The sequence below is a fragment of the Halolamina pelagica genome (genome assembly GCF_001307315.1).
GTDB classification, from domain to species: domain Archaea; phylum Halobacteriota; class Halobacteria; order Halobacteriales; family Haloferacaceae; genus Halolamina; species Halolamina pelagica_B.
Window position 1 is genome coordinate 300079 of the sequence record NZ_LGUC01000001.1, and the last position, 20463, is coordinate 320541.

A 20463-nucleotide genomic window follows, 5' to 3' on the forward strand; every position below is an offset into this window, starting at 1 on the left:
GCCACGTTCAAGCGGCCTGCCGGAGAGTGTGCGGACATGACTCGTTCCGTGTGGCTGAAAGCCGACGATTCGGTCGGCGACTGGGAGGCGCGAAAGCGACGGATCACCGCCGGGCTCGAGGCTGGGGTCGACTGGGTGCTGGTCGACGAGGCCGACGTGGGCCGCGTTCGCGAACTGGGTAGCGTCAACGTCGCCGCGTTCAAGGACACTGGCGAGTACGAGGAGGAGATCGTCGACGCCAGCCGCGACACCGACCCGGACGTCTACGTCGTCGGAAAGGAGGGTGAGGGCGACGGGACGGTCGACCTCCCCTCGGACTTCTCGGGCTCGGCGGACCTGACGACGCTGCGGCGCTCGGACGACCGTGCTCAGGGGTCGTACGTCCGCGTGTTCGACGAGGACTACGAGGCGTTCGCCGAGGAGGCCGCCCGCGACGCCGAGTACACCATCGTCGTCGCCGAGAACTGGCAGGTGATCCCGCTGGAGAACCTGATCGCCCGCGTCGGCGAGGAGACGAACCTCGTCGCCGGCGTGAGCGACGCCGACGAGGCCGCGACCGCGTTCGAGACGCTCGAGATCGGCGTCGACGACGTGCTGCTCGACACCGACGACCCCGACGTGATCCGCGAGACCGTCGAGGTTCGGGACCGCAGCGAGCGCGAGCGCCTGGACCTGCGCTACGCCGAGGTTCAGCAGGTCGAGGAGACCGGCGGCGCCGACCGCGTCTGCATCGACACGGGATCGCTGCTGGACGACGACGAGGGGATGCTCGTCGGCTCGCTCTCGCGGGGCCTCTTTTTCGTCCACGGGGAGACCGCCGACTCGCCGTACGTCGCGTCCCGACCGTTCCGGGTGAACGCCGGTGCGGTCCACGCCTACGTCCGGACGCCCGAAGGCGAGACGAAGTACCTCGCGGAACTGCAGTCCGGCGACCACGTACAGATCGCCGACACGGCGGGTCACACCCGTGAGGCCATCGTCGGCCGCGTGAAGATCGAGAAGCGCCCGATGTTTCGGGTGCAGGCCGAAGTGGAGACCGAGGACGGTCCCGACGTGGTCGAGACGCTGCTGCAGAACGCCGAGACGGTGAAAGTGGCCACCAAGGAAGGCCGGAAGGCGGTGACGGAGCTGGAAGCCGGCGACGAGGTGCTGCTGTACTACGAGGAAGGCGGCCGGCACTTCGGCGAGAAGATCGAGGAGAGCATCATCGAGAAGTAGGTTCGGACGTTTCGGGTGTCGGTTCGCTCGTCGCTCCGCTCCTCACTCACGGTTTGGCGTCGACAGAAACGCCAGGACTGGGATTTGAACCCAGAATCCCGGAAGGGAACACGCTTTCCAGGCGTGCGCCTTACCGTTCGGCCATCCTGGCTCGCCCGAATCTACCGCCCTGTGCGGGTTAAGTCCTTCCTTTCGTTCGCAGTCGGTGCTCCGTGGCGTACGCCACGCCGGCCGTCAGCAGCCCGACGGCGACCGCGGCGGCGCCGACGACCGGGATCGACGCCGGGAACGGCCCGACCGCGAGCTGGTAGCCCTGCACCGCCACGAGGAACGCCAGCAGGCTCACCACGCCCCACAGCAGCGCCGACTTCGCGCGGGGAGTCACCCTACTCGACGCTGACGACGGCCTCGATCTCGACGCCGGCGCCTTTCGGCAGGCCGCCGGCCTCCACGGCGCTGCGGGCCGGCGGCTCGTCGTCGAAGTAGCTCGCGTACGTCTCGTTCATCTCCTCGAAGTCGTCGATGTCGGCGAGGAACACCGTCGTCTTGAGCACGTCGTCCATCGACGCGCCGGCCTCCTCGACGATGGCGGAGAGGTTGTCCAGGGACTGCTCGGCCTGCGTCGCGATATCCTCGTCGTCCAGCAGTTCGCCCTCCGGCGTCAGCGGGATCTGCCCCGCCGTGAACATGAGGTCGCCGTTGGTCGTCGCCTGACTGTACGCGCCGACCGCCTCGGGGGCGTCGTCGGTGTGGATAGTTTCCTTCATGGCCGGGAGTGGCGCCGGACATCCCTTAACTCTCACTACACCGAGCCGACGCTTCAAGTACGATGGCGCGCCAACGACGGCTGTGACCCGAACGCTCGGCCGTGCCCTCCGCGCCGCCGCGAGCGCCGTCGCCGTCGTCGTGTTCGTCCGTCTCGTCGCCGGGCTCCGGCGTGCCCGAACGCGAGCCCGGGAGGTGCCGCTGTCGCCGGTTTCCGCCGGCTGGTACGTCGGCCCGGAGTTCGTGGCGCGCGAGGGACTGCCCACGGGCGAGGAGCCGGCCGGCGAAGTCGCCGACATCGCCCACTTCGTCGGCGAGACGTTCGATCCCGACCGGCTCGACCCCACCGTCCGACGGTTCTACGAACGGACCGTCGAGTACGAGATGCGCTACCGGGTGCGCTGGCACCGACCGTTCCGGCCCGGCGCAGCGCTGGCGAGCCTGGGGACGAGCCGGCTCGAACAGCTGAACCTCCCCGGGCCGGGCGACGAGTCGTGGCACCGCCTGACGAGCCGGTTTCTGTGTATCGACGAGCCGGGAGCGGTCACCACCGACGCTGCCGACGCCGCCAACGCCGCCGACGCCGCCCGCGAGGACGTGCGGGCGTGGATCCGCACCGATCCCGAAACCGACGAAGCGGTGTTCGTCGCGCTCTACGCCACCCACCACCGCGACGGCGACGGGTTCGTGAACATCTCCGTCCCGATCCCGGGCGGCGGCGTCGACACCGTGTTGCGGCCGGAGAACCTCGAACTCGGCGGCGAGCGAGGAGACGGAACGGGGATCCGGCTCACCACGGCGGCTGCCGGCGACCCGGGGCTCTACCTCCGGACGCCGGTGGGTGCGTTCGCGGTCCCAGGCGGTCAGCGGTTCGAAGTGTGGCCCGCCGAGGGAGAGAACGGCGACGGCCGACTCTGCGCCACCCACGAGATGTGGCTGCTGGGCCGGACGTTTCTCACCGTCGAGTACCAGATCGAGCGCGCCTAGACCAGCGTCTCGACCTCGTACCCGTGGGCCTCCAGCGCCGCGAGCAGTTCGTCGACGTGGTCGTGGCCGTGGGTCTCCAGATCCAGCACCACCTCGGCGGCGTTCATCGCCACGTCACGAGAGGTGCGGTCGTGCTGGATCCCGTAGATGTTGGCGTTGTGGTCGGCGATGATCTCGACTAGGCGTTCGAGCGAGCCGGGGTTGTCCTTGAGTTCGGTCCGGATCTTGATGTACCGGCCCATCTGGACCAGCCCCCGGACGACGACGGTCGTGAGGTCGTTGAGGTCGATGTTGCCCCCACAGAGCGCGGGGACGATCGTCTCGTCGTCAGCGTACTCGAACTTCTCGGCCAGCACCGCCGCCAGCGCGACTGCGCCGGCGCCCTCGACCAGCGTCTTCGATCGCTCGAGCAGGTACGTCAGCGCCAGCGCGATCTCGTTGTCCGAGACCGTGACCACCTCGTCGACGCGCTGTTGGATGACCTCCCACGGCCCCTCACCGACCGAGCGGGTGGCGATCCCGTCGGCGATCGTGTCGACGGCGTCGATCTCCTGCCGGACGCCCTTCTTCAGCGATTCGGCGACGCTCGAGGCACCTTCCGCCTGCACGCCGATCACGCGCACGTCGTCGAGAGACTCTTTCACCGCCGTGGCGATCCCCGAGATCAGTCCGCCGCCGCCGATGGGGACGACCACCGTGTCGACTTCGGGACACTGTTCGACGATCTCGAGGCCGATCGTCCCCTGGCCGGCCATCACGTGCTCGTCGTCGAACGCGTGGACGTACGTCCGCCCCTCCGCCCCCTCGATCTCGTGGGCACGGTCCTGTGCGTCGTTGTAGTCGGCGCCGGCGAGGATCACCTCGCCCCCGTACCCCTCGGTCGCCTCGACTTTGGCGATCGGCGCGTGCTCGGGCATGACGATCTTGGCGTCGACGCCCGCCCGGGTGGCCGCGAGCGCGACGCCCTGGGCGTGATTGCCGGCGCTGGCGGTGATCACGCCGGCCGCCTTCTGATCCTCGGAGAGCGTCGCGATACGGTTGGTCGCGCCACGGATCTTGAAGGAGCCGGTGCGCTGGAAGTTCTCCAGCTTCGGCCGAACGTCGGCACCAGTCATCCGGGAGAAACTGTGAGAGTACTCGAGGGGCGTGACCCGAGCGACCTCTGTCACCCGGTCGCGGGCCGCCTCCACGTCGGCGAGAGAGAGCATACCCACGATGGTCTCACGGCTATCGCTAAGGAGTTTCGGTGGCCAAAGGGGAAAGGGGGAAACGCACGCGTCACACTGCGTGCACTCACCCGTTGGGCGTCCCCGGGGATAAGGCTACCCCGACCGAAGTGAAAGTGAAAACGGGGGACAGGACTGTCGGGGGCGAAGAATTCGGAACGTGAAAATCGAGTGTCACCACGCCGCGGCGGTGTCGGCCGGCATCGTCGCGGCCGTCACTGCGGCCGGACTCGCACGTCGTGGTCGCGGAGGTACGCCCGAACACGGTCGGCGAACCCGGCAGCCCCGTCGGCGGCGGGCCACGTCACCGCGTCGTCGACGCCGAGTCGTCCGGGATCGCCGACGTACACCGCCGCCGTCGCCGCCAGTCCGGACGCCTCCGAGCGCTCGCCCGCGCGAGATCCGCCGGCGTCGATCGGCACGGGTACCCGGACGTAGAGCCCGTCGGTCACCCCCTCGTAGGCGTCGAGCGCGTCGATGTCGTCCGTCCGGAGGAGCCGCCCGCCGGTCTCGCCGCCGGGCGCGAGCGTGGGGTACTCACCCTGGACGGGGTGGAGCCCCGACAGCACCGCCGAGCCGAGGAACGCGAAGGAGTCGACGACGGCACCGACTCGTTCTGGTTCGGTCAGGGTGCCGTAGACGAACACGTCCATGTGACCGACTGGCACTCGACGGGGAAAGCGGCGTCGGCCGTTCGCGCCCGCGTGGCGAGCGGACACCGCGACGGAACGCCCGAACGCAACCGCTTTCCGCGCCGCCCGATCAGAGGCGGCCATGCGCGTCAGCGAGGGCGACGTGGAAGTCGAGGCGCCCGATCCACGGGACGGCAGCAGCGAGGGCGCCGGCGACGCCGTGTTCTTCAACCCCGAGATGGAGCTGAACCGCGACCTCACCGTGGCGGTGCTCCGGGCGTACGCCGAGCGGACATCCGCCGGCGCGGCAAACGTCAGCCGTGACGGGACAACTGCCGGCGCGGCAAACGTCAGCCGCGGCGACGAGGAGCGTACCCTCTCCTACCTGGACGCCATGACCGCGACCGGCGTCCGCGCGGCCCGCGCCGCCGAGGCGGGCTACGACGTGACCGCCGCCGACGTGGACGCCGACGCGATCGATCTGGCCCGCGAGAACCTCGCGCTGAACGATCTTCCGGGCGAGGCCGTCGAGTCCGACGCCAACGTCCTCATGCACTCCGAGCGCTTCGACGTGGTCGACCTCGACCCGTTCGGGACGCCGATGCCCTTTGCCGACGCCGCCGTCGCCGGCACGCGGAAGCTGCTCTGTGTCACCGCGACCGACACCGCGCCGCTCTGTGGCGCCCACTTCGACTCCGGCGTCCGGAAGTACGACACGGTGCCACGGAACACCGATTTCCACCGCGAGATGGGCCTGCGCGTGCTCATCGGCGCGCTCTCCCGCGTCGCCGCCCGCCGGGACGTGGCGGTCGAACCGATCTGTTCGCACGCAACCCGCCACTACGCCCGGACGTACCTCGACCTGACGCACAAAGCGACGGCCGCCGACAAGGCCCTGGAGTGGCTGGGGTTCGTCCACCACTGCGAGGACTGCCTCTACCGCGAACACGAGTTCGGCCGGATCGCCCACCCGCCCGAGGACTGCCCGAACTGCGGCTCCGCGCGCTGTTCGACTGCGGGGCCGATCTGGCTCGGCCCGATCGCCGACCGCGAGTTCGTCGGCAGCGTCGCCGACGAGGTGACGCCGAACATGGGCGAGTGGAAGCGCGTGAGCCGCCTGCTCGACACGCTCGCGGTCGAACTCGACACGCCGACGCACTACGATCAGCACCGCCTCTGCAAGCAGTGGGGCGCGCCGGCGAACAAGCTGGAGACGTTCCTCGACGACCTCCGCGACGCCGGCTACGACGCCAGCCCGGCCCACTACGGCGGCACCTGCTTCAAGACGGACGCCGACGTGGCGGAGATCCGCGCCGCCGCGGAGCCGTCGGGCGACTAGCGCGCAGGCTGCGTCTCCTCGTTCCGGGGGTTCACCGTCTCGTGGACCCCCAGCACCACCGCGGGCACCACGATCATGAAGACGTGCTCCTCTAGTGGGATCCCCAGCAGTTCGACGCCGGTCCGCATCGGAATCGCGAACACGCCGACTTCGAGCGTGTACCAGTCCCAGACGTACGCGATGGGGTAGAGCGCCGGGACCGTTCGGGCGGCTCGCCGAAGCGCCCCGTCACCCGCCCGGAGCAGCAGCGCGAGCGCCGCGGCGCCGAACACGACCTCGGTCGCGAGATACGTGTACGGGCCCAACACGGTGATGTCCGGCAGCGGGACGCCCGCCAGTGGTTCGAAGAACACCGCGACCAGGAGGACCGCGAGGAAGAGGTACGCCCCCGGACCAGCAGCATCGTCGCCGTCGTCGGCTCCCGGCGGACGGCGACGGCGGCGACGGCGCCGAACGCCAGACTCGCCACGGGCGCGCTCGACGGCATGACGCCGGTGATCGTGAGCGGCACCACCGCGAACAGGCCGGCCGCGAGCAGGCCGATCGCGAGCGAGCGTGAGTCGGTCGGCCCCAGCACCACTGCGACCGTGCGCTTCCCGATCGAACGGTCGTAGTCGTAGTCCTGTGCGTCGTCGATGATCTTCACCCCCGCGAGGACGGTGACGAGCACCGCCGCCAGCGCGAGCGGTCGCGTCGCGAGGCTGCCGGTCTGTGCCGCGTAGCCCGTCAGCAGACAGAGACCGATCCCCACCGGGTAGCCGAGCGTCGTCGTCACGGGGTTGGTGTCGAACTGCGGCGCGTGGAGGTAGCCGATCGCCCACATCGGCGCCGCGAGCGCGACGACCGGGGGACCGGTGAGCCACCCGAGCACAGCGAGACAGGCAAGGAATCCGGCGGTCGCCACTGCGAGCCCGAGCCGACAGCCCAACACCGTCAGCGGGTGATCGTCGTCCTCGCCGCGGCGGTGGAAGTCGACGTAGCCGTCCTTCAGGTGGGCGGTGTAGACGGCGAAGAAGGCGGCCCCGGCGGCGACCAGCGCGACTCGCGAGTCGAACGCCCCGGCGAGGGCGGCGCCGAACAGCGCCGTCGCGACCGGCGGGAGCATGAACACCGGATGCACCTGCGAGCCGTACGCGCTGGCGAGGGCCGTGGGGCCGCTCCCGTGGCGGGCGATGGCCATGTAGTGTGTTAGTCAGGAACACCAATAAGTGATCCGACGGGTCGGTCGGCGGCCCCGTCGCGCCACGGGGTTCTTGTAACGCGCTCGCCTATATTCCGTCGTGCAAACACGTCTTCGTAGCGCCCTCGAGACGGCCAAACGCGTCGGCGTCGTCGCGAAGGAGCAGGAGCTGACGTTCCTCGCGGCGGCGGTGGCGTACTACGCGTTCGTCTCGTTGATCCCCGCGGCAGTGCTGGCGCTGATCGTCGCCACCGTCGTCGGCGGCGAACAGCTGGCGACCGTCCTGCTCGAGTCGACCGGCCAGTTCCTCACCCCGAGCGGGCAGGAGGTGCTCACCACCGCGCTCACCGCTAGCGACGGCCGGGGGAGTGCGACCGTCCTGGGGGTGGGGTTCCTGCTCTGGGGGACGCTCAAGGTGTTCCGTGCGCTCGACACCGCCTTCGCCGCGGTGTACGGCACCGAACACGAGAGCACGGCGCTCGACGAGGTGGTCGACTCGATCGTCGTCGTCCTGGGGATCGGGGCCTCGATGACGCTGATGTTCGCGCTGGCCGGCGCGTTCGCGGCGTTCAACCTCGGCGTCGGCGTCGAAGCGCTGGGCGTGCTCTCGCTGCCGATCCTGCTGACCGCCGCCTTCCTGCCGCTCTTCTATCGCTTTCCCGACACCACCGTCACCGTCAGGGAGGTGCTCCCGGGTGCCGTCGTCGCCGCGGTGGTCTGGACCGCGATGCAAGCGGGGTTCCAGCTGTACGCCAGCGTCGCCAGTACCTCCGCCTACGGCATCGTCGGCGGGGTGATCCTGCTGGTGACGTGGCTCTATCTCGCCGGTGCCGCCGTGATTCTGGGCGCCGTTGTCAACGTCGTCCTCACCGAGAACAGGGTTCCGGGCACTGCCACCCAGGGTACGAGCGTCGGCGCCGCAACGACTACCACTGCGGCTGGGGCCTCGGACACCGCGGTGCCTTCGAAAACGCCAGCGACCGATGACCGGCAGTTCCAAGGGCACCGGGAGCCAGCCTCAGAGTACATGGCAGAGCGCGAACCCCGCGGCGCGCCCGACGTCGCCGACCTCGCGGAGGAAGTCGAAGAGCTCCGGTCCGAGCTCGACGGCTTCGAGGAGGACGTGGAGCAGCGGACCGTCGACCGGCCTCAGCTGGAAGCCGACCTCAAGTCGTACGTCCGCACCCGGATGCGCCAGGGGAAAGCCACCGGCTGGGGGCCGTACCTCGTACTGCTGTATGGGACCGTGATGAGTCTCGGCGCGTTCTACTGGCTCTCGGGCTGGCCGGCCGTCGCCGCGATGCTCATCACGTTCACCTCGACGCTGGGGCTCTACGTGCTGTTCGTCCTGTTCGGCGGCGTCATCGGCGCCGTGAGAACCGCCGGCGGCATCGCGGAGCGACTCCGGTAGATGCACGGGTGGGGCGTCACGGAGGCGCTCGCTGGCCTCCCCGACTGGCTCGTACTGCTGTTCGCGGTCCTGACCCAGCTCGCCGACGCGTGGTTCATCTTCGGCGGCCTCGCGCTGTTCTACCTGCTCGCCGACGGCCGGTTCGCGTCCGAACCGCGACGTGCCGGCGCGACCATGATCGCGCTGGCGATCTGTGCGCTCGCGGCGACGGTCGCGCTCAAGACGGCGTTCGGCGTCCACCGCCCCGCCGGCGCGGGAACCGCGACGCCGCCCGCGTGGCTCCCGGCGCTGTTCGAGGGCGTCTACGGGAGCATCGCGACCGGCGACGGGTTCGGTTTCCCCAGCGGCCACGCCACCTCGGGCACGATCGTCTACGGCGGCCTCGCGCTGTCTCTCGACCGGCTCTGGACCCGGCGGAAGCGGCTTCTCGCCGCCGCGGGCGTCATCGGCGTCGTCGCGCTGTCACGGCTCGTCATCGGCGTCCACCACCTCCCGGACGTGCTCGCGGGCATCGTCGCCGGCAGCGCGGTGCTGCTCGCTGTCCAGCGGGCCGCCGAGAACCGACCGGAGCGGGCGTTTCTCGCCGCCACCCTGTTCGGGGTCGCAGCGCTCGCCACGGCGCTGGTGTTCGCGCCGAACCACCCCGACGAAGCGGCCAAAGCCGCCATCGGCCTCGGTGCGGGCGGCGGCGCCGCAGTCGCGTGGTACCGCGGCGGGGCGGAGCATCCGCCGCTCCCCGTCCGAGTCGCCGTCCCCGGCGCGGCCGTGCTGGGCGGCGCGTGGGGCGGGATCTACGCCGGCGAACTGCCGCTATTGGTGACGGCGCTGGGGTCGGCGCTGGCCGTCGGCGCGGTGATCGCGCTCCCGTGGCTGCTCGGCCAGCGACCGCTAGTCGAGTGATTTCTCCATGACGACCTCGTCGTAGTCGCGGTACGCGAGCGGGTAGTCGCCCGTGATCTCGTAGCCGTGGGCGTGGTAGAACTCGGGGAGGAAGGGGTGTTCGTCGGGCGTCGTGAGCCGCACGGTAGTGTAGCCCGCCTCCCGCGCGGCGCGTTCGGCGTGTTCGAGCAGTTGACTGCCGACGCCGTCGCCTTTCCAGCGCTCGCGAACGCCGAGGCGGCTGAGCGTCACGATCGCGTCGTCGGTCGCCGATTGCTGGCTGCCCGCAGCGCTTCGCTCCGAGCCGTCGACGCGTTCGAGTCGGACGCCGCCGATCACCGTCCCCTCGCTCTCGGCGACGAAGACGCGGTGGTCCCGGATCCACCTGGCGACCTGCTCGGGGGTCGCCGAGCCGGACTTTGCGGGGAAGCCGAGTCGACGGTTCTCCGCGTAGGCGTCGCGGTAGGTCGCCGCCAGCGCGGCCGCGTCGTCGTCGGTCGCCTCCCGGAGCGTTACGTCGGCCATACGGCCGTGTTAGCGCCCCAGCGCCGTCAAACCACCGCCGGCCCCGCACGCGTCGGCACGGGGGTTCGGGCTAGTCGGTGTGGCGAACGATCAACACGTCGTACGTCTGGTCCGCGGCGACGTTGCCGCCGACGCTGCTCAGCGCGGTCACCAGCCGGCCCGCGTTGTCGCTCCCGATGAACACGATCGACGCCTCGCTGCGCCGCGCCGTCCGGCGGATCTCCCGGGCGATCGATCCGGCCCGAGCCGCCCGCGGCACGCGCTCGTAGCGAAACGCGGCGTCGGGCGCGAGCGCCGTGACCTGTTCGCGCAGCCGCGAGACGATCGTCTCCGTGTCGAACGACTCGTCCGCCTCGATCCAGCCGCGCTCGCGAGCGTACGTCGTGTTACCCTGTGGAACGACCGCGATCACGACCACTGACTGCTCGAACACCTCGCCGAACTCCACCGCGCGGGTGAGCGCGGCCTCGGCGAGCGCCGATCCGTCGAACGGGACGAGTAGCGTCACGAGTGGCTCACGGTCGGCAGCGGGCAAAAAGGGTCGTGGTCGGGCCGCTCAGAACTTCTCGAGGTAGCGGTCCAGCTCCCACTCGGACACGTCCACGAGGTAGTCCGCGAACTCCGCGCGCTTGGCCTCGACGAACTTCGGCCCGACGTGGGGGCCGAGCGCGTCGTACACCGTCTCGTCGGTCTCCAGCGCGTCGACGGCCTCGCCGAGGTTCGTCGGCAGCGTCTCGATGCCGTACTCCTCGCGTTTCTGCTCGTCGAACTCGTAGATGTTCTCGCGGATGGGGTCCGGGCAGTCGAGGTCGTTCTCCATCCCGTCGAGGCCGGCGTGGATCAGCACCGCGAAGGCGAGATACGGGTTACACGAGGGGTCGGGGAAGCGCGCCTCGATGCGCGAGGCGGCCGGCACGCGCGCGGCCGGCTTGCGGATCAGCGCCGAGCGGTTGCGGTCGGACCAGGCGACGTACACCGGCGCCTCGTAGCCGGGGACCAGTCGCTTGTAGCTGTTCACGGTCGGGTTGGTGACCGCCGCCAGCGCGGGCGCGTGGTTCAGGATCCCGGCGGTGAACTGCTTGGCCGCCTCGCTCAGGTTGAACTCGTCGTCCTCGTCGTGGAACGCGTTCTCGCCGTCCTCGAACAGCGAGAAGTGGACGTGCATCCCCGAGCCGTTGACTTCCGCGATCGGCTTGGGCATGAACGTCGCGTGGAGGTCGTGCTGGGCGGCGATCGCGCGGACGACCGTCCGGAACGTCGCGACGTTGTCGGCCGTCGAGAGCGCGTCGTCGTACTCGAAGTTGATCTCGTGCTGGCCCTCGGCGACCTCGTGGTGGGAGGCCTCGATGTCGAACCCCATCTCCTCGAGGCCGTAGATGATGTCCCGGCGCACGTCCGAGGCGAGATCTTTCGGCGCCACGTCGAAGTAGCCGCCGGCGTCGTTGGTGTTCGTCGTCGCCTTCCCCTCCTCGTCCTCCTCGAACAGGAAGAACTCCGGTTCGGGCGCGGCGTTGACCTCGTACCCCATCGACTCGGCGCGGTCGAGTGCGTCCTGCAGCACCGCACGCGGGTCGCCCTGGAACGGCTCGCCCGTCGACGTGTCGATCACGTCGCAGATGAGTCGCGCGGAGGTGCCACGCCACGGCAGCACCGCGAACGTGCTCGCGTCGGGCTTGAGGCGCATGTCCGACTCCTGGATGCGGACGAACCCCTCGATCGAGGAGCCGTCGAAGTAGATCCCCTCCGTGAACGCCTTCTCCGCCTGATCGGCCGGCACGGCGACGTTTTTCACCGTGCCAAGAATGTCGGTGAACTGGAGTCGCAGGAAGTCGATGCCTTCGCGGTCGATGCGTTCGAGAACGTCGCGTTCTTCGTCGGTGAGCCCACCATCGGGAGCTGGGTCGTCCGTCATGCTCTACCGGATCCGAGAGGCCGATACTACAAGAATATTCCCCTCCTAACGTGTATCTGCCGAGACCCGATTCGGAAAATTGGATGTTCGTAAAGTTCTTGACGCCCCCGGCCCGACTGGAGTACCATGACGTACGAAAACCTCGATGCGCGCCTGATCAACTCCCTGCTGGGCAACGGTCGGGCGAGCCTCCGGAGCCTGGGCGAGGAGCTCGACGTGTCGGTGACGACGGTGTCGAACCACCTGCAGGATCTGGAGGACGACGGCGTGATCGAGGGGTACAGCCCCGACGTGAACTACCAGGAGCTGGGGTACGACGTGACGGCGATCCTGCACCTGAAAGTCGAGGGGGCGGCGCTGCCGGAGATCACCGACCGCCTCGCGGATCTCCGCGGGATGGTGTCGGTGTACGAGGTCACCGGCGACCACGACGTCGTCGCCGTCGGGAAGTTCGAAGACACCGACGAGATGAACGAGCGGATCAAGCGAATCCTGACCGACGAGGACATCCGGGAGTCGAACACGTCGGTCGTGCTGAACGCCGTCGTCGAGAATCAGCAGTTCGAGCTGGCCGTCGACGAGGAGGAGTAGGCGTCGACGGCTTGCGGGGCGGTTTTCCTCCCCGCCACGGCCAAACGTCCCCAGTCTCGCTTTGCTCGCGGGTCGCTCCGCTCCCCGCTCGCCTCCGAGGCGGTTTGCCGTCGCGCCACAGGCGCGACGTTTTCCCGCCTCGCTACTCGAAGATGAACTCCCCGTCCTCCTGTACGACCTCGCCGTCGACCTCGATCACGGAGTCCTCGCTCATGTCGAGGATCATGTCGACGTGTTCGGCGCTGTCGTTGACTTCGTTGCCCTCGCCGACGCACATCGGGTAGGCGCTGCCGACGGCCATGTGGACCGTCTCGCCCATCTTCTCGTCGAACAGCATGTTGTAGGTGAACTGGTCGATGGCGTCGTTCATCCCGATCCCCAGTTCGCCCAGGTAGCGCGCTTCCTCGTCGGTGTCGAACACGCCCTGCAGCACGTCCTCGTTGCGTTCGGCGGAGAACTCGGTGACTTTCCCGTCCTCGAACGTCAGGCGGACGCCCTCGACCTCGCGGCCCTGGCGGTACAGCGGCATGTCGAAGTGGACCTCGCCCTCGACGCTGTGTTTGACGGGGGCGGTGAACACCTCGCCGCCGGGGAGGTTCGCTTCGCCGTAGTCGTTCTCGGCGGTGTTCCCCTCGATGGACATGGTGATGTCCGTCTCCTCGCCCGCGCGGATGCGGACCTCGCTGGCGTCGTCGAGGATCTCGACGAGGTTCGCCTGGAACTCGCGCTGGGCCTCCCAGTCGAGCGTGACGGCGTCGTAGACGAACTCCTCGTACGCCTCGGTACTCATCCCCGCCAGTTGGGCGAAGCCCGGGCTGGGGTACTGCGTGAGACACCACGTCGTGTCGAGTCGCGCCTTCTTTACGGGGTCGTGAGCGCGGTTGTACGCGGCCGTGGTCTCGGGGCCACGTCGGCCATCTCGCTGGGGTTCGGGCCGCTGCGGGCGATGATGGTCGCGTCGGCGTTCTCGTACAGCGCGAGTTCGTGCTCGGGGGTGTCGAACTCGTCGCTGTTGCGGAGGAACGCGCGGTCGGCGCGCTCGGAGTAGGTGAGCAGCAGGGGGTTGGCGCCTTTCTCGCCCAGCAGTTCGTGCAGCGCGACGGCGAGGTCCTCGGCGTCGCCCGGGAGGTAGACGATCACGTCGTCGCCGGCCTCGATACCGGTCGAGTGCTCGACGATCGTTTCCGCGTGCTGGCGGACTCGTGGGTCCATACTCGAGGGTCGGCACACCGGCGGATACCGCTTGCGGAGTCGTCCCGCGGAGCGCCCCGAAGCGGCCGCGTTGACGGTCGTCGACCGCCGGTCCGGGACCCGGAATCGGGAGGCTTTTTGAGTGTGGGGCGGAACTCTCGCCCATGTTCAAGGCCATCGTGAGCGCGTCGACGCTCCGGGACTCCCTCGACGCCGTGAGCGTGCTGGTCGACGAGTGCAAGATCCGGCTGAACGAGGAGGAGCTGTCGATCCGCGCGGTCGACCCGGCGAACGTGGGCATGGTCGATCTCACGCTGGAGGCGGCGGCCTTCGAGTCCTACGAGGCCGACGGCGGCGTCATCGGCGTCAACCTCACGCGGCTCGAGGAGGTCGCCGGGATGGCCAACGCCGACGACCTCATCCACCTGGAACTCGACGAGGAGACCCGCAAGCTCCACATCGAGGTCGAGGGGCTCTCCTACACGCTGGCGCTGATCGACCCCGACTCGATCCGCAAGGAGCCGGACATCCCGGATCTGGACCTGCCGGCGGAGATCACCCTGGAAGGCGCCCAGCTCAACCGCGGGATCACCGCCGCCGACATGGTGAGCGACCACATCCGCCTGCGCGTCGACGAGACCGAGGAGACGTTCCACATCGAGGCCGAGGGCGACACCGACGACGTGGACCTCCACCTCGAAGCCGCGGACCTGATCGCGCTGACCGCCGGCCCCGCCGACTCGCTGTTCAGCCTCGACTACCTGAAGGACATGAACAAGGCCATCGCCTCCGACGCCGAGGTCCGCGTCGAACTCGGCGAGGAGTTCCCGGTGAAGCTCCACTACGAGTTCGCGGAGGGGCTGGGCAACGTGACGTTCATGCTGGCGCCGCGCATTCAGAGCGACTAGCCGATCACGGCTCGTGACCGTTCGTGCGCTCCGTCGCAGGAACGTGGCGCCTGTTGCCGTGATCGTGCGACTAACGACGCCGCGGCGAGCGAACTGTGACGGCCCTGTGCCGTCACCGCGGAGACGACGCCGCGGCGGCCGACTCGCTCCCACACCGCCCCCGCCTTTTTCAGCGACCTGTCCGACCCGAGAAGCATGCGCGCCGTCTACGTCGACTGCGACGGAACCCTCCTCACCCTCGACTGCAGCTACGATGCGCTGTTCGAGCGCGCCTGCGACGCCGCGGGCGCCGACGCGACCGCCGAGGCACAAGCCGCCTACGGCGAGGCGTTCTTCGAGGCGTTCGACGCCTTCGAGCCGGACCCCTACCGCGCGGGGATGGCCGCCGCGGTCGGCACCGGCGAGATCGACGCCGACCCCGAGACGCTTCGGGACGCGTACGTCGACGCCGAAGTCGCAGCCGCAACGCCGGCCGCAGGCGCCCGCGACGCGCTCGACGCGCTCGACGGCGCCGACACCGCGCTCGGCGTGCTCACGAACGGCGTCAGCGCGGTCCAGCGCCGAAAGCTCGAGAGCGCCGGGCTGTTCGACCGATTCGACGCCTACCTCCCGAGCTACGAGGTCGAGGCACACAAACCCGACCCGGCGATCTTCGACGCCGCCCGGGAGCGACTGGCCGCCGACGAGTACCTCTACGTCGGCGACTCGATGGAGCACGACGCCCGGCCGGCCCGGGCGGCCGGGTTCCTGGCGGTGCACGTCGATTCGGGCGCCGAACCGGGCGTCGTCGCCGTCGACGGGCTCGACACGCTCGGGCGGGCGGCGGACCGGCTCTAAGCGCGGTCGCCGGTCTCGACAGCGTTCGCTCCCGCCAGCGGGAACGCTACCTCGATGCGCGTTCCGCCGTCGTCGGGCGTCTCGATGTCGATCGTCGCTCCCTGTATCGTCGCGCCCCAGTACACCGCCCAGAGCCCGATCCCGCTGCCGTGTTCCAGTGCGGTTTCCTCGCCCGACCTGAGGACCGCGACCTCGTGGGCCGGGAGCCCCGGCCCGTCGTCCTCGACCACGAGTCGGGCGACGCCGCCCGCACGGTCGGCCGCGAGCGAGACCGTTACCGGCTCGCCGCCGTGTTCCAGCGCGTTGTCCACCAGGTTCTCGACGACCGCATCGAACGCTCGGTCGACGCCGAACAGCGTGAGCGAATCCGGCAGGTCGACGGTCACGTCCGCGTCGGTGTACTCCGACGCGAGCTCCACGAGCACCGAGCGCGCGCGGTCGGCGGCGTCGAACGTCGACTCCTCGGCCGCGAGGAACCGCTCCACCTGCCGAGCGTTCTCGCCCAGACCCACCAGCCCCCGCGAGGTGGTCTCGATCTGTTCGGCCATGGACTGCTCCTGCCCGTCGAGTCGGCGCCCGAGCGTCTCGGCGTAGCCCATCACGACCGTGAGGTCGTTCCGGAGGTTGTGTCTGAGTACGCGGTTCAGTACCTCCACGCGCTGGCGCTGGCGCTCCCGGACGGTCACGTCCGAGAGCACGACCGTGTAGCCCACGCGGGTCCCGCTGGGGTCGGTCAGCGGCGATGTCGACACCGAGTACGTACGGCGTCCGGTCCCGTCGTGGCTGTCGACCTCGACCGTCTCACGGGTGGGGGCATCTTCGCTCTCGCCGCCGTCGGCCCCCTCGCCGGCGACGACTGGGAGGTCGATGAACGCGTCGAGCGGGCGATCTCGCGCCGTCTCGGCGTCGACGCCCAGCAGCGCCTCGGCCGCCGGGTTGAGCCGGACGACGCGCCGATCGAGCGAGAGCACGACGATCGGGTCGGCGAGGTCGTCGATCGCGGTCCGCTCGGCGGCGCGGCTGGTCGTCGGGTTCCGGTCGAACATCTCCGCCCGGTCGAACGCGTACGCGTCCAGCACGATATGCGGGACGAACATCAGAGGCGCGAGCTGGAGCTGCGGGACGGGGCCGATCGCCAGCGTCCACGCGACGAGCGCGAACCCCGGCGGCAGCGAGCTCAGCGCGACGGCGGCGCTCTCCCGGCGGTACAGCGGGCCGTAGCTGAGCAGGGTGTCCACGAGCAGAAAGACCGCGCTGGCGACGAGGACGGTCTCCACGGCGACGACGAGGTACGCCCACGGGCTGAACGCGTACGAGACCGTCGCGACGCCGAACGCGGGGTCGATCTCGAACCCGGTCCAGAACCACCCGTGTATCGGGTTGGTGACGGCCAGCGCGGTCGAGACGGCCCCGAAGCCGACGAACGTCGCGAACAGGCGGCCCCGGATCACGTCGCTCCGACCGGTGTACTCCAGCGCGAAGCCGAGGAAGGCGATCCCGGTCCAGATGATCCCGAGCCACATCGTCGCCTCCAGCGCGCCCCGGACCGACGGATTCCGGACGAGCAGGCCGACCCCGTAGGAGAGACACCACGTCGCCTGCGCGGCGAACACGCCGAGGAACCAGTCGACGCCGGGCCGGCCCCGGTGTTCCCGGATCCCCCACGCGAGCGCGAGCGCCCCCACTCCGCCGGCGATCGAGCCGAGGGCGGGCCACGGGGGAGCGGGTCGATCGCCATCTGTCAGTCACGACGGAGACCTGTGGCGTAAAGCTGTCGTGGTGGGTGCTGGGCCGCCGTCCACCCCACAGAACAGCCGGGGCGGAAGGGTGCGTCGCCGAGGGAGACGCCCGTGATCCCGAGCGGGGATCAGTGTTGTGCGGCGACGTGCCCCCTAGCGCGCTCGTGACACCAACAGCCCCAGCACCGGGAGCACCACCAGGGCGCCGACGACGAACGGCGACCAGTACGTGGCGACGTAGAGCACGCCCATCAGCGGCGGGCCGACCGTCCGGCCGAGGCTGCCGGCCCCCTGTGTGACGCCGAAGGCGCTGCCCTGCCGGTCGTCGCTGGCGCCGGTCGAGACCAGCGTCGAGAGCGAGACGCCGAGCAGCCCGTTGCCCAGCGAGAGCACCGCCCCGGCGACCAGCAGCCACGCCAGCTCGGGGCTGACAACGCCAACCCACGGCAGCAGCAGGCGGCCAAGCTCGGGCGAGAACGGCAGCATCGCCAGCGCCGACGCGAGCAGGGCGGCGCCGGCGATCGCGAGGCGTGCGGGCGGGACGACCCGGCTCAGGCGGCCGACGAGTACCCCCTGGTTCAGCGCGCCCAGCACGCCGAGGTAGCTCAGAAAGAGCGCGACCTGCGTCGCGTCGTAGCCGTACACGTCGGCCGCGAACGGGATGAACATCACCTGCACGCCGGAGAACGCCACGGAGACGAGGAAAAAGGCGATCACGAGCCCCCGGAGCGACCGATCCGTCAGCGCGTCCCGGAACGTCGCGAACAGGGTCGTCCGCTCGCCCAGGCCGCGCCGTCGGTCCGGCTCCTCGAGGTACCGGACTGCCAGCAGCAGCGCGAGCAGCGAGAGCCCTGCCGCCAGGAAGCTCGGCAGTGAGTACTGCGTGGTCGGGACGAACCCCGGCAGGGCGGCGTCGGCGGCGCCGACGACTGGGTCGCTGGCCGCGATGCCGCCCAGGGCGGGCCCGAAGATGAAGCCCAGACTGAACGACGCGCCCAGCAGGCCGAGCGCGCCCGCGCGGCGCTCTCTCGGCGTCACGTCGGCGATGTAGGCGTTCGCGGCGGCGATGTTCCCGCCCATCGCGCCGGCGAGCATCCGCGAGGCGAACAGCGTCCCCAGCCCCGCGGCGGTGCCCGCGACCGCCGCGACTTCGCCCGCCATGCCGAACACCGTCCACGCCGCCACGCTCCCCGCCAGCGAGAGCAGGATCACGGGTCGACGCCCGCGTTCGTCGGAGAGCCGCCCGAGCGTCGGCGCCGCGAGGAACTGCAGCAGCGAGTAGGAGGCCGCGAGCAGCCCGATCACGGCGTCGCTGACCGCGAAGCTCCGGACGTAGAACGGCAGGACGGGGATGACGACGCCGAACCCGAGGAGGTCGACGAACACGATGCCGACGACGACGGCGAGCGCGCGCTTCGGGCGGCGGACCTCGGCAGTCGATCCCTCCGGGACGGCCATACCGGAACGGGCACCCGCGTGGTCCTAAGCCTGTGGGGGCCGGGGAGAGAATGGCCGATCAGCCGTGGCGTTGGATGACCCGCTTCGCCGCCTGCGCCTTCTCTTTCCAGCCGTAGCCGGCCTCGTACACGTGGCGCTTGCTGTCGACCAGCTCCGTCGGGCTGGTCTCCTCGAACCCGCCGCGAGCCCACGTGCCCGACTCCTCGAGCCACTCCAGCACCTTCTCGCGGGTCTCGGGCCACGTCAGCCCGACCATCTCGTACCACGCGATCATCGCGAACACCGCGTTGTCGTGGCAGCCGGGGTAGGAGCCCTGTCGATAGATGGTCCGCATCGGGTCGGTCGTCGGCTCCGAAACCTGCTCGCGGTACGCCTCGGCGGTCAGCAGTTCGAGGCGGCCGTTGGTGTCGGGCTGGACGCGGCCGCTGCGCCGGAGGTGAGAGAGCGCCGCCTGGTGGAGCGCGTCCCACTCGGGGACGAGATCGCGGATGTCGTCCTCGTTCCGCGCGCCAGCCGAAAGCGGTGCGAGCACGTCGACGTAAGCGCGCTCGACGGTCTGCCACTCCGTCCCTCGAACCGACAGCCGGCGTCGTGGAGACTGCTCGTGGCGTGGCAGTCGGGACAGGGGTAGTCGAACCGCGGCACAGCCCCCTTGCCAGTCGGCTCCCTTAGAACTCGCGGTCGACGCTCAGGTCGCCGGCTCGATGTAGATCATCGCCACGCGGCTGTCGGTGGCTTCGAGCTCCGCCTCGATCTCGCCGATGCGGTCGGTGATCTCCTCGGTCACGAGGTCGGGGTCGAACGTCACCTCGGCGGCGACCATCGCCCGCTGGGGCCCGAAGAACACGGAGCGGAACGAGTCGACGTGCACGACGTCCGGATGATCGCCGATGGCGGTCTGGAGTTCGCGTTCGACGGGCCGCGAGAGGCTCTCCCCAGCAGCAACCGCTTGTTCTCCCACGCCAGTGCCAGCGCGAAGCCCATCAGCAACAGCCCGATGATCGCCGCCGTGACGGCGTCGTAGATGCCGTTGCCGGTAACGCGGGTGAGCACGACGCCGACGAGCGCGATCGCCGCGCCCGCCAGCGCGATGGCGTCCTCGGTGAACGCCGTCAGCGTCGTCGCGTCGCTGGTCTCCTCGAACGCCTCCCGGATGCTGTCCCAGCCAAACTCCGCCATCTGGCGTCGGAGCTCCTTGTTCGCCTTCCGGAACGCGTACGACTCGAAGCCGATCGCGGCGAGCAGGATGACGACGTTGAGCCAGAACGTCTCGTACTCGGCGCCGACGAACGGCACCGTGAACGTTCCGGCCTCGGTGTGGCCCGCGGTCTGGATCGCGTGAATCCCGTGGTTCAGGCTCTCCCAGCCCGCGATCCCGAAGAGGAGGACGGCGACGAGGAAGGCGTAGAAGAACTGGGCCTTCCCGTAGCCGAACGGGTGGTCGCGGCTGGTGGCCTTCCCGGAGTAGCGGATGCCGATGAGGAGGAACACCTGGTTGCCCGTGTCGGAGATCGAGTGGTACGTCTCCGAGAGCATCGAGGGGCTCCCGGTGAGCAGAAAGCCGACGAACTTGAAAACCGCGATGGCGCCGTTGGCGAACAGCGCCGCCAGCACGACTCCAGTACTGCCACTTGCCATGCCCCATCCCTCACGAGACAGTGCCTT

The 20463-nt window shown here is 69.8% G+C and carries 18 protein-coding genes, 1 tRNA gene and 4 pseudogenes; 8 read left to right on the top strand and 15 right to left on the bottom strand.

Features of this window, described 5'->3' with window-relative positions; genetic code table 11:
* The first annotated feature begins 36 nt into the window (after positions 1-36).
* The gene (locus tag SY89_RS01640) at positions 37-1218 is read left to right on the top strand and encodes a 3-dehydroquinate synthase II (RefSeq protein ID WP_054582896.1); all 1182 of its coding nucleotides are present in this window, start codon (positions 37-39) and stop codon (positions 1216-1218) included.
* 69 nt (positions 1219-1287) lie between these two features.
* On the opposite strand, the gene SY89_RS01645 is transcribed toward SY89_RS01640, so the two are convergent.
* From SY89_RS01645 to SY89_RS01655, 3 genes are all read right to left on the bottom strand, one after another.
* Positions 1288-1369 (bottom strand) — tRNA-Ser (locus SY89_RS01645).
* A gap of 27 nt (positions 1370-1396) precedes the next feature.
* Complete coding sequence (locus SY89_RS01650; protein ID WP_054582897.1) at positions 1397-1603, bottom strand: hypothetical protein; 207 nt, start codon at positions 1601-1603, stop codon at positions 1397-1399.
* 1 nt (position 1604) lies between these two features.
* Positions 1605-1985 carry a RidA family protein gene (locus SY89_RS01655; protein WP_054582898.1) on the bottom strand — a complete coding sequence of 127 codons (381 nt, stop codon included), beginning with the start codon at positions 1983-1985 and terminating at the stop codon, positions 1605-1607.
* 82 nt (positions 1986-2067) lie between these two features.
* On the opposite strand from SY89_RS01655, the gene SY89_RS01660 reads away from it, so the two are divergent.
* Positions 2068-2970 carry a hypothetical protein gene (locus tag SY89_RS01660; protein ID WP_054582899.1) on the top strand — a complete coding sequence of 301 codons (903 nt, stop codon included), beginning with the start codon at positions 2068-2070 and terminating at the stop codon, positions 2968-2970.
* Here SY89_RS01660 and ilvA read toward each other — a convergent pair.
* Together ilvA and SY89_RS01670 are read right to left on the bottom strand one after the other, a co-directional pair.
* Positions 2967-4178, bottom strand: coding sequence for a threonine ammonia-lyase (gene ilvA, locus SY89_RS01665; RefSeq protein ID WP_054582900.1), 1212 nt, complete (start codon positions 4176-4178; stop codon positions 2967-2969). The genes SY89_RS01660 and ilvA overlap by 4 nt on opposite strands.
* A gap of 233 nt (positions 4179-4411) precedes the next feature.
* Positions 4412-4849 (bottom strand): gamma-glutamylcyclotransferase family protein, encoded by a 438-nt coding sequence (locus SY89_RS01670; protein ID WP_054582901.1) that lies wholly within the window; start codon positions 4847-4849, stop codon positions 4412-4414.
* A 121-nt stretch (positions 4850-4970) separates the two neighbouring features.
* On the opposite strand from SY89_RS01670, the gene SY89_RS01675 reads away from it, so the two are divergent.
* Positions 4971-6167, top strand: a complete 1197-nt coding sequence (locus tag SY89_RS01675; protein WP_054582902.1) for a tRNA (guanine(10)-N(2))-dimethyltransferase — start codon at positions 4971-4973, stop codon at positions 6165-6167.
* Here SY89_RS01675 and SY89_RS19230 read toward each other — a convergent pair.
* A complete protein-coding gene (locus tag SY89_RS19230) occupies positions 6164-6520 on the bottom strand; it encodes a lycopene cyclase domain-containing protein (RefSeq protein WP_321163879.1) in 357 nt (118 codons plus the stop codon). The two genes, SY89_RS01675 and SY89_RS19230, sit on opposite strands and share 4 nt — an antisense overlap.
* Positions 6500-7347: pseudogene (locus SY89_RS19235) on the bottom strand (UbiA family prenyltransferase); the annotation flags it as partial. The gene SY89_RS19230 and the pseudogene SY89_RS19235, both read right to left, overlap by 21 nt.
* A gap of 100 nt (positions 7348-7447) precedes the next feature.
* Between SY89_RS19235 and SY89_RS01690 the strand changes: the two are divergent.
* Entirely contained in the window at positions 7448-8758 is a 1311-nt protein-coding gene (locus SY89_RS01690) for a YihY/virulence factor BrkB family protein (protein WP_054582903.1), read from the top strand.
* On the top strand, positions 8759-9658 hold the full coding sequence (locus SY89_RS01695; protein ID WP_054582904.1) for a phosphatase PAP2 family protein: 900 nt from the start codon (positions 8759-8761) through the stop codon (positions 9656-9658).
* On the opposite strand, the gene SY89_RS01700 is transcribed toward SY89_RS01695, so the two are convergent.
* The 3 genes from SY89_RS01700 to glnA form a co-directional block, all read right to left on the bottom strand.
* Positions 9647-10162 carry a GNAT family N-acetyltransferase gene (locus tag SY89_RS01700; RefSeq protein WP_054582905.1) on the bottom strand — a complete coding sequence of 172 codons (516 nt, stop codon included), beginning with the start codon at positions 10160-10162 and terminating at the stop codon, positions 9647-9649. The two genes, SY89_RS01695 and SY89_RS01700, sit on opposite strands and share 12 nt — an antisense overlap.
* A gap of 70 nt (positions 10163-10232) precedes the next feature.
* Positions 10233-10670, bottom strand: a complete 438-nt coding sequence (locus tag SY89_RS01705; RefSeq protein WP_054582906.1) for a universal stress protein — start codon at positions 10668-10670, stop codon at positions 10233-10235.
* Positions 10671-10718: 48 nt separating this feature from the next.
* Positions 10719-12074 carry a type I glutamate--ammonia ligase gene (glnA, locus tag SY89_RS01710; RefSeq protein ID WP_054582907.1) on the bottom strand — a complete coding sequence of 452 codons (1356 nt, stop codon included), beginning with the start codon at positions 12072-12074 and terminating at the stop codon, positions 10719-10721.
* Positions 12075-12200: 126 nt separating this feature from the next.
* Here glnA and lrp point away from each other — a divergent pair, with 126 nt between their 5' ends.
* Positions 12201-12665, top strand: coding sequence for an HTH-type transcriptional regulator Lrp (gene lrp / locus SY89_RS01715; RefSeq protein WP_054582908.1), 465 nt, complete (start codon positions 12201-12203; stop codon positions 12663-12665).
* Between the two features lie 142 nt (positions 12666-12807).
* On the opposite strand, the pseudogene SY89_RS01720 reads toward lrp, so the two are convergent.
* Positions 12808-13877 (bottom strand): annotated as a pseudogene (locus tag SY89_RS01720) (aminopeptidase).
* Between the two features lie 143 nt (positions 13878-14020).
* Between SY89_RS01720 and SY89_RS01725 the strand changes: the two are divergent.
* A complete protein-coding gene (locus SY89_RS01725; protein ID WP_054582909.1) occupies positions 14021-14764 on the top strand; it encodes a DNA polymerase sliding clamp in 744 nt (247 codons plus the stop codon).
* A 195-nt stretch (positions 14765-14959) separates the two neighbouring features.
* On the top strand, positions 14960-15601 hold the full coding sequence (locus tag SY89_RS01730) for an HAD family hydrolase (RefSeq protein ID WP_054582910.1): 642 nt from the start codon (positions 14960-14962) through the stop codon (positions 15599-15601).
* Here SY89_RS01730 and SY89_RS01735 read toward each other — a convergent pair.
* From SY89_RS01735 to SY89_RS01750, 4 genes and pseudogenes are all read right to left on the bottom strand, one after another.
* Entirely contained in the window at positions 15598-17286 is a 1689-nt protein-coding gene (locus SY89_RS01735; RefSeq protein WP_239685488.1) for a histidine kinase N-terminal 7TM domain-containing protein, read from the bottom strand. The genes SY89_RS01730 and SY89_RS01735 overlap by 4 nt on opposite strands.
* 207 nt (positions 17287-17493) lie before the next feature.
* Positions 17494-18798 carry an MFS transporter gene (locus tag SY89_RS01740; protein WP_054582912.1) on the bottom strand — a complete coding sequence of 435 codons (1305 nt, stop codon included), beginning with the start codon at positions 18796-18798 and terminating at the stop codon, positions 17494-17496.
* Positions 18799-18856: 58 nt separating this feature from the next.
* Positions 18857-19443 (bottom strand): annotated as a pseudogene (locus SY89_RS01745) (DUF7474 family protein).
* 43 nt (positions 19444-19486) lie between these two features.
* A pseudogene (locus tag SY89_RS01750) lies at positions 19487-20436 on the bottom strand (cation diffusion facilitator family transporter).
* Positions 20437-20463: the final 27 nt, after the last annotated feature.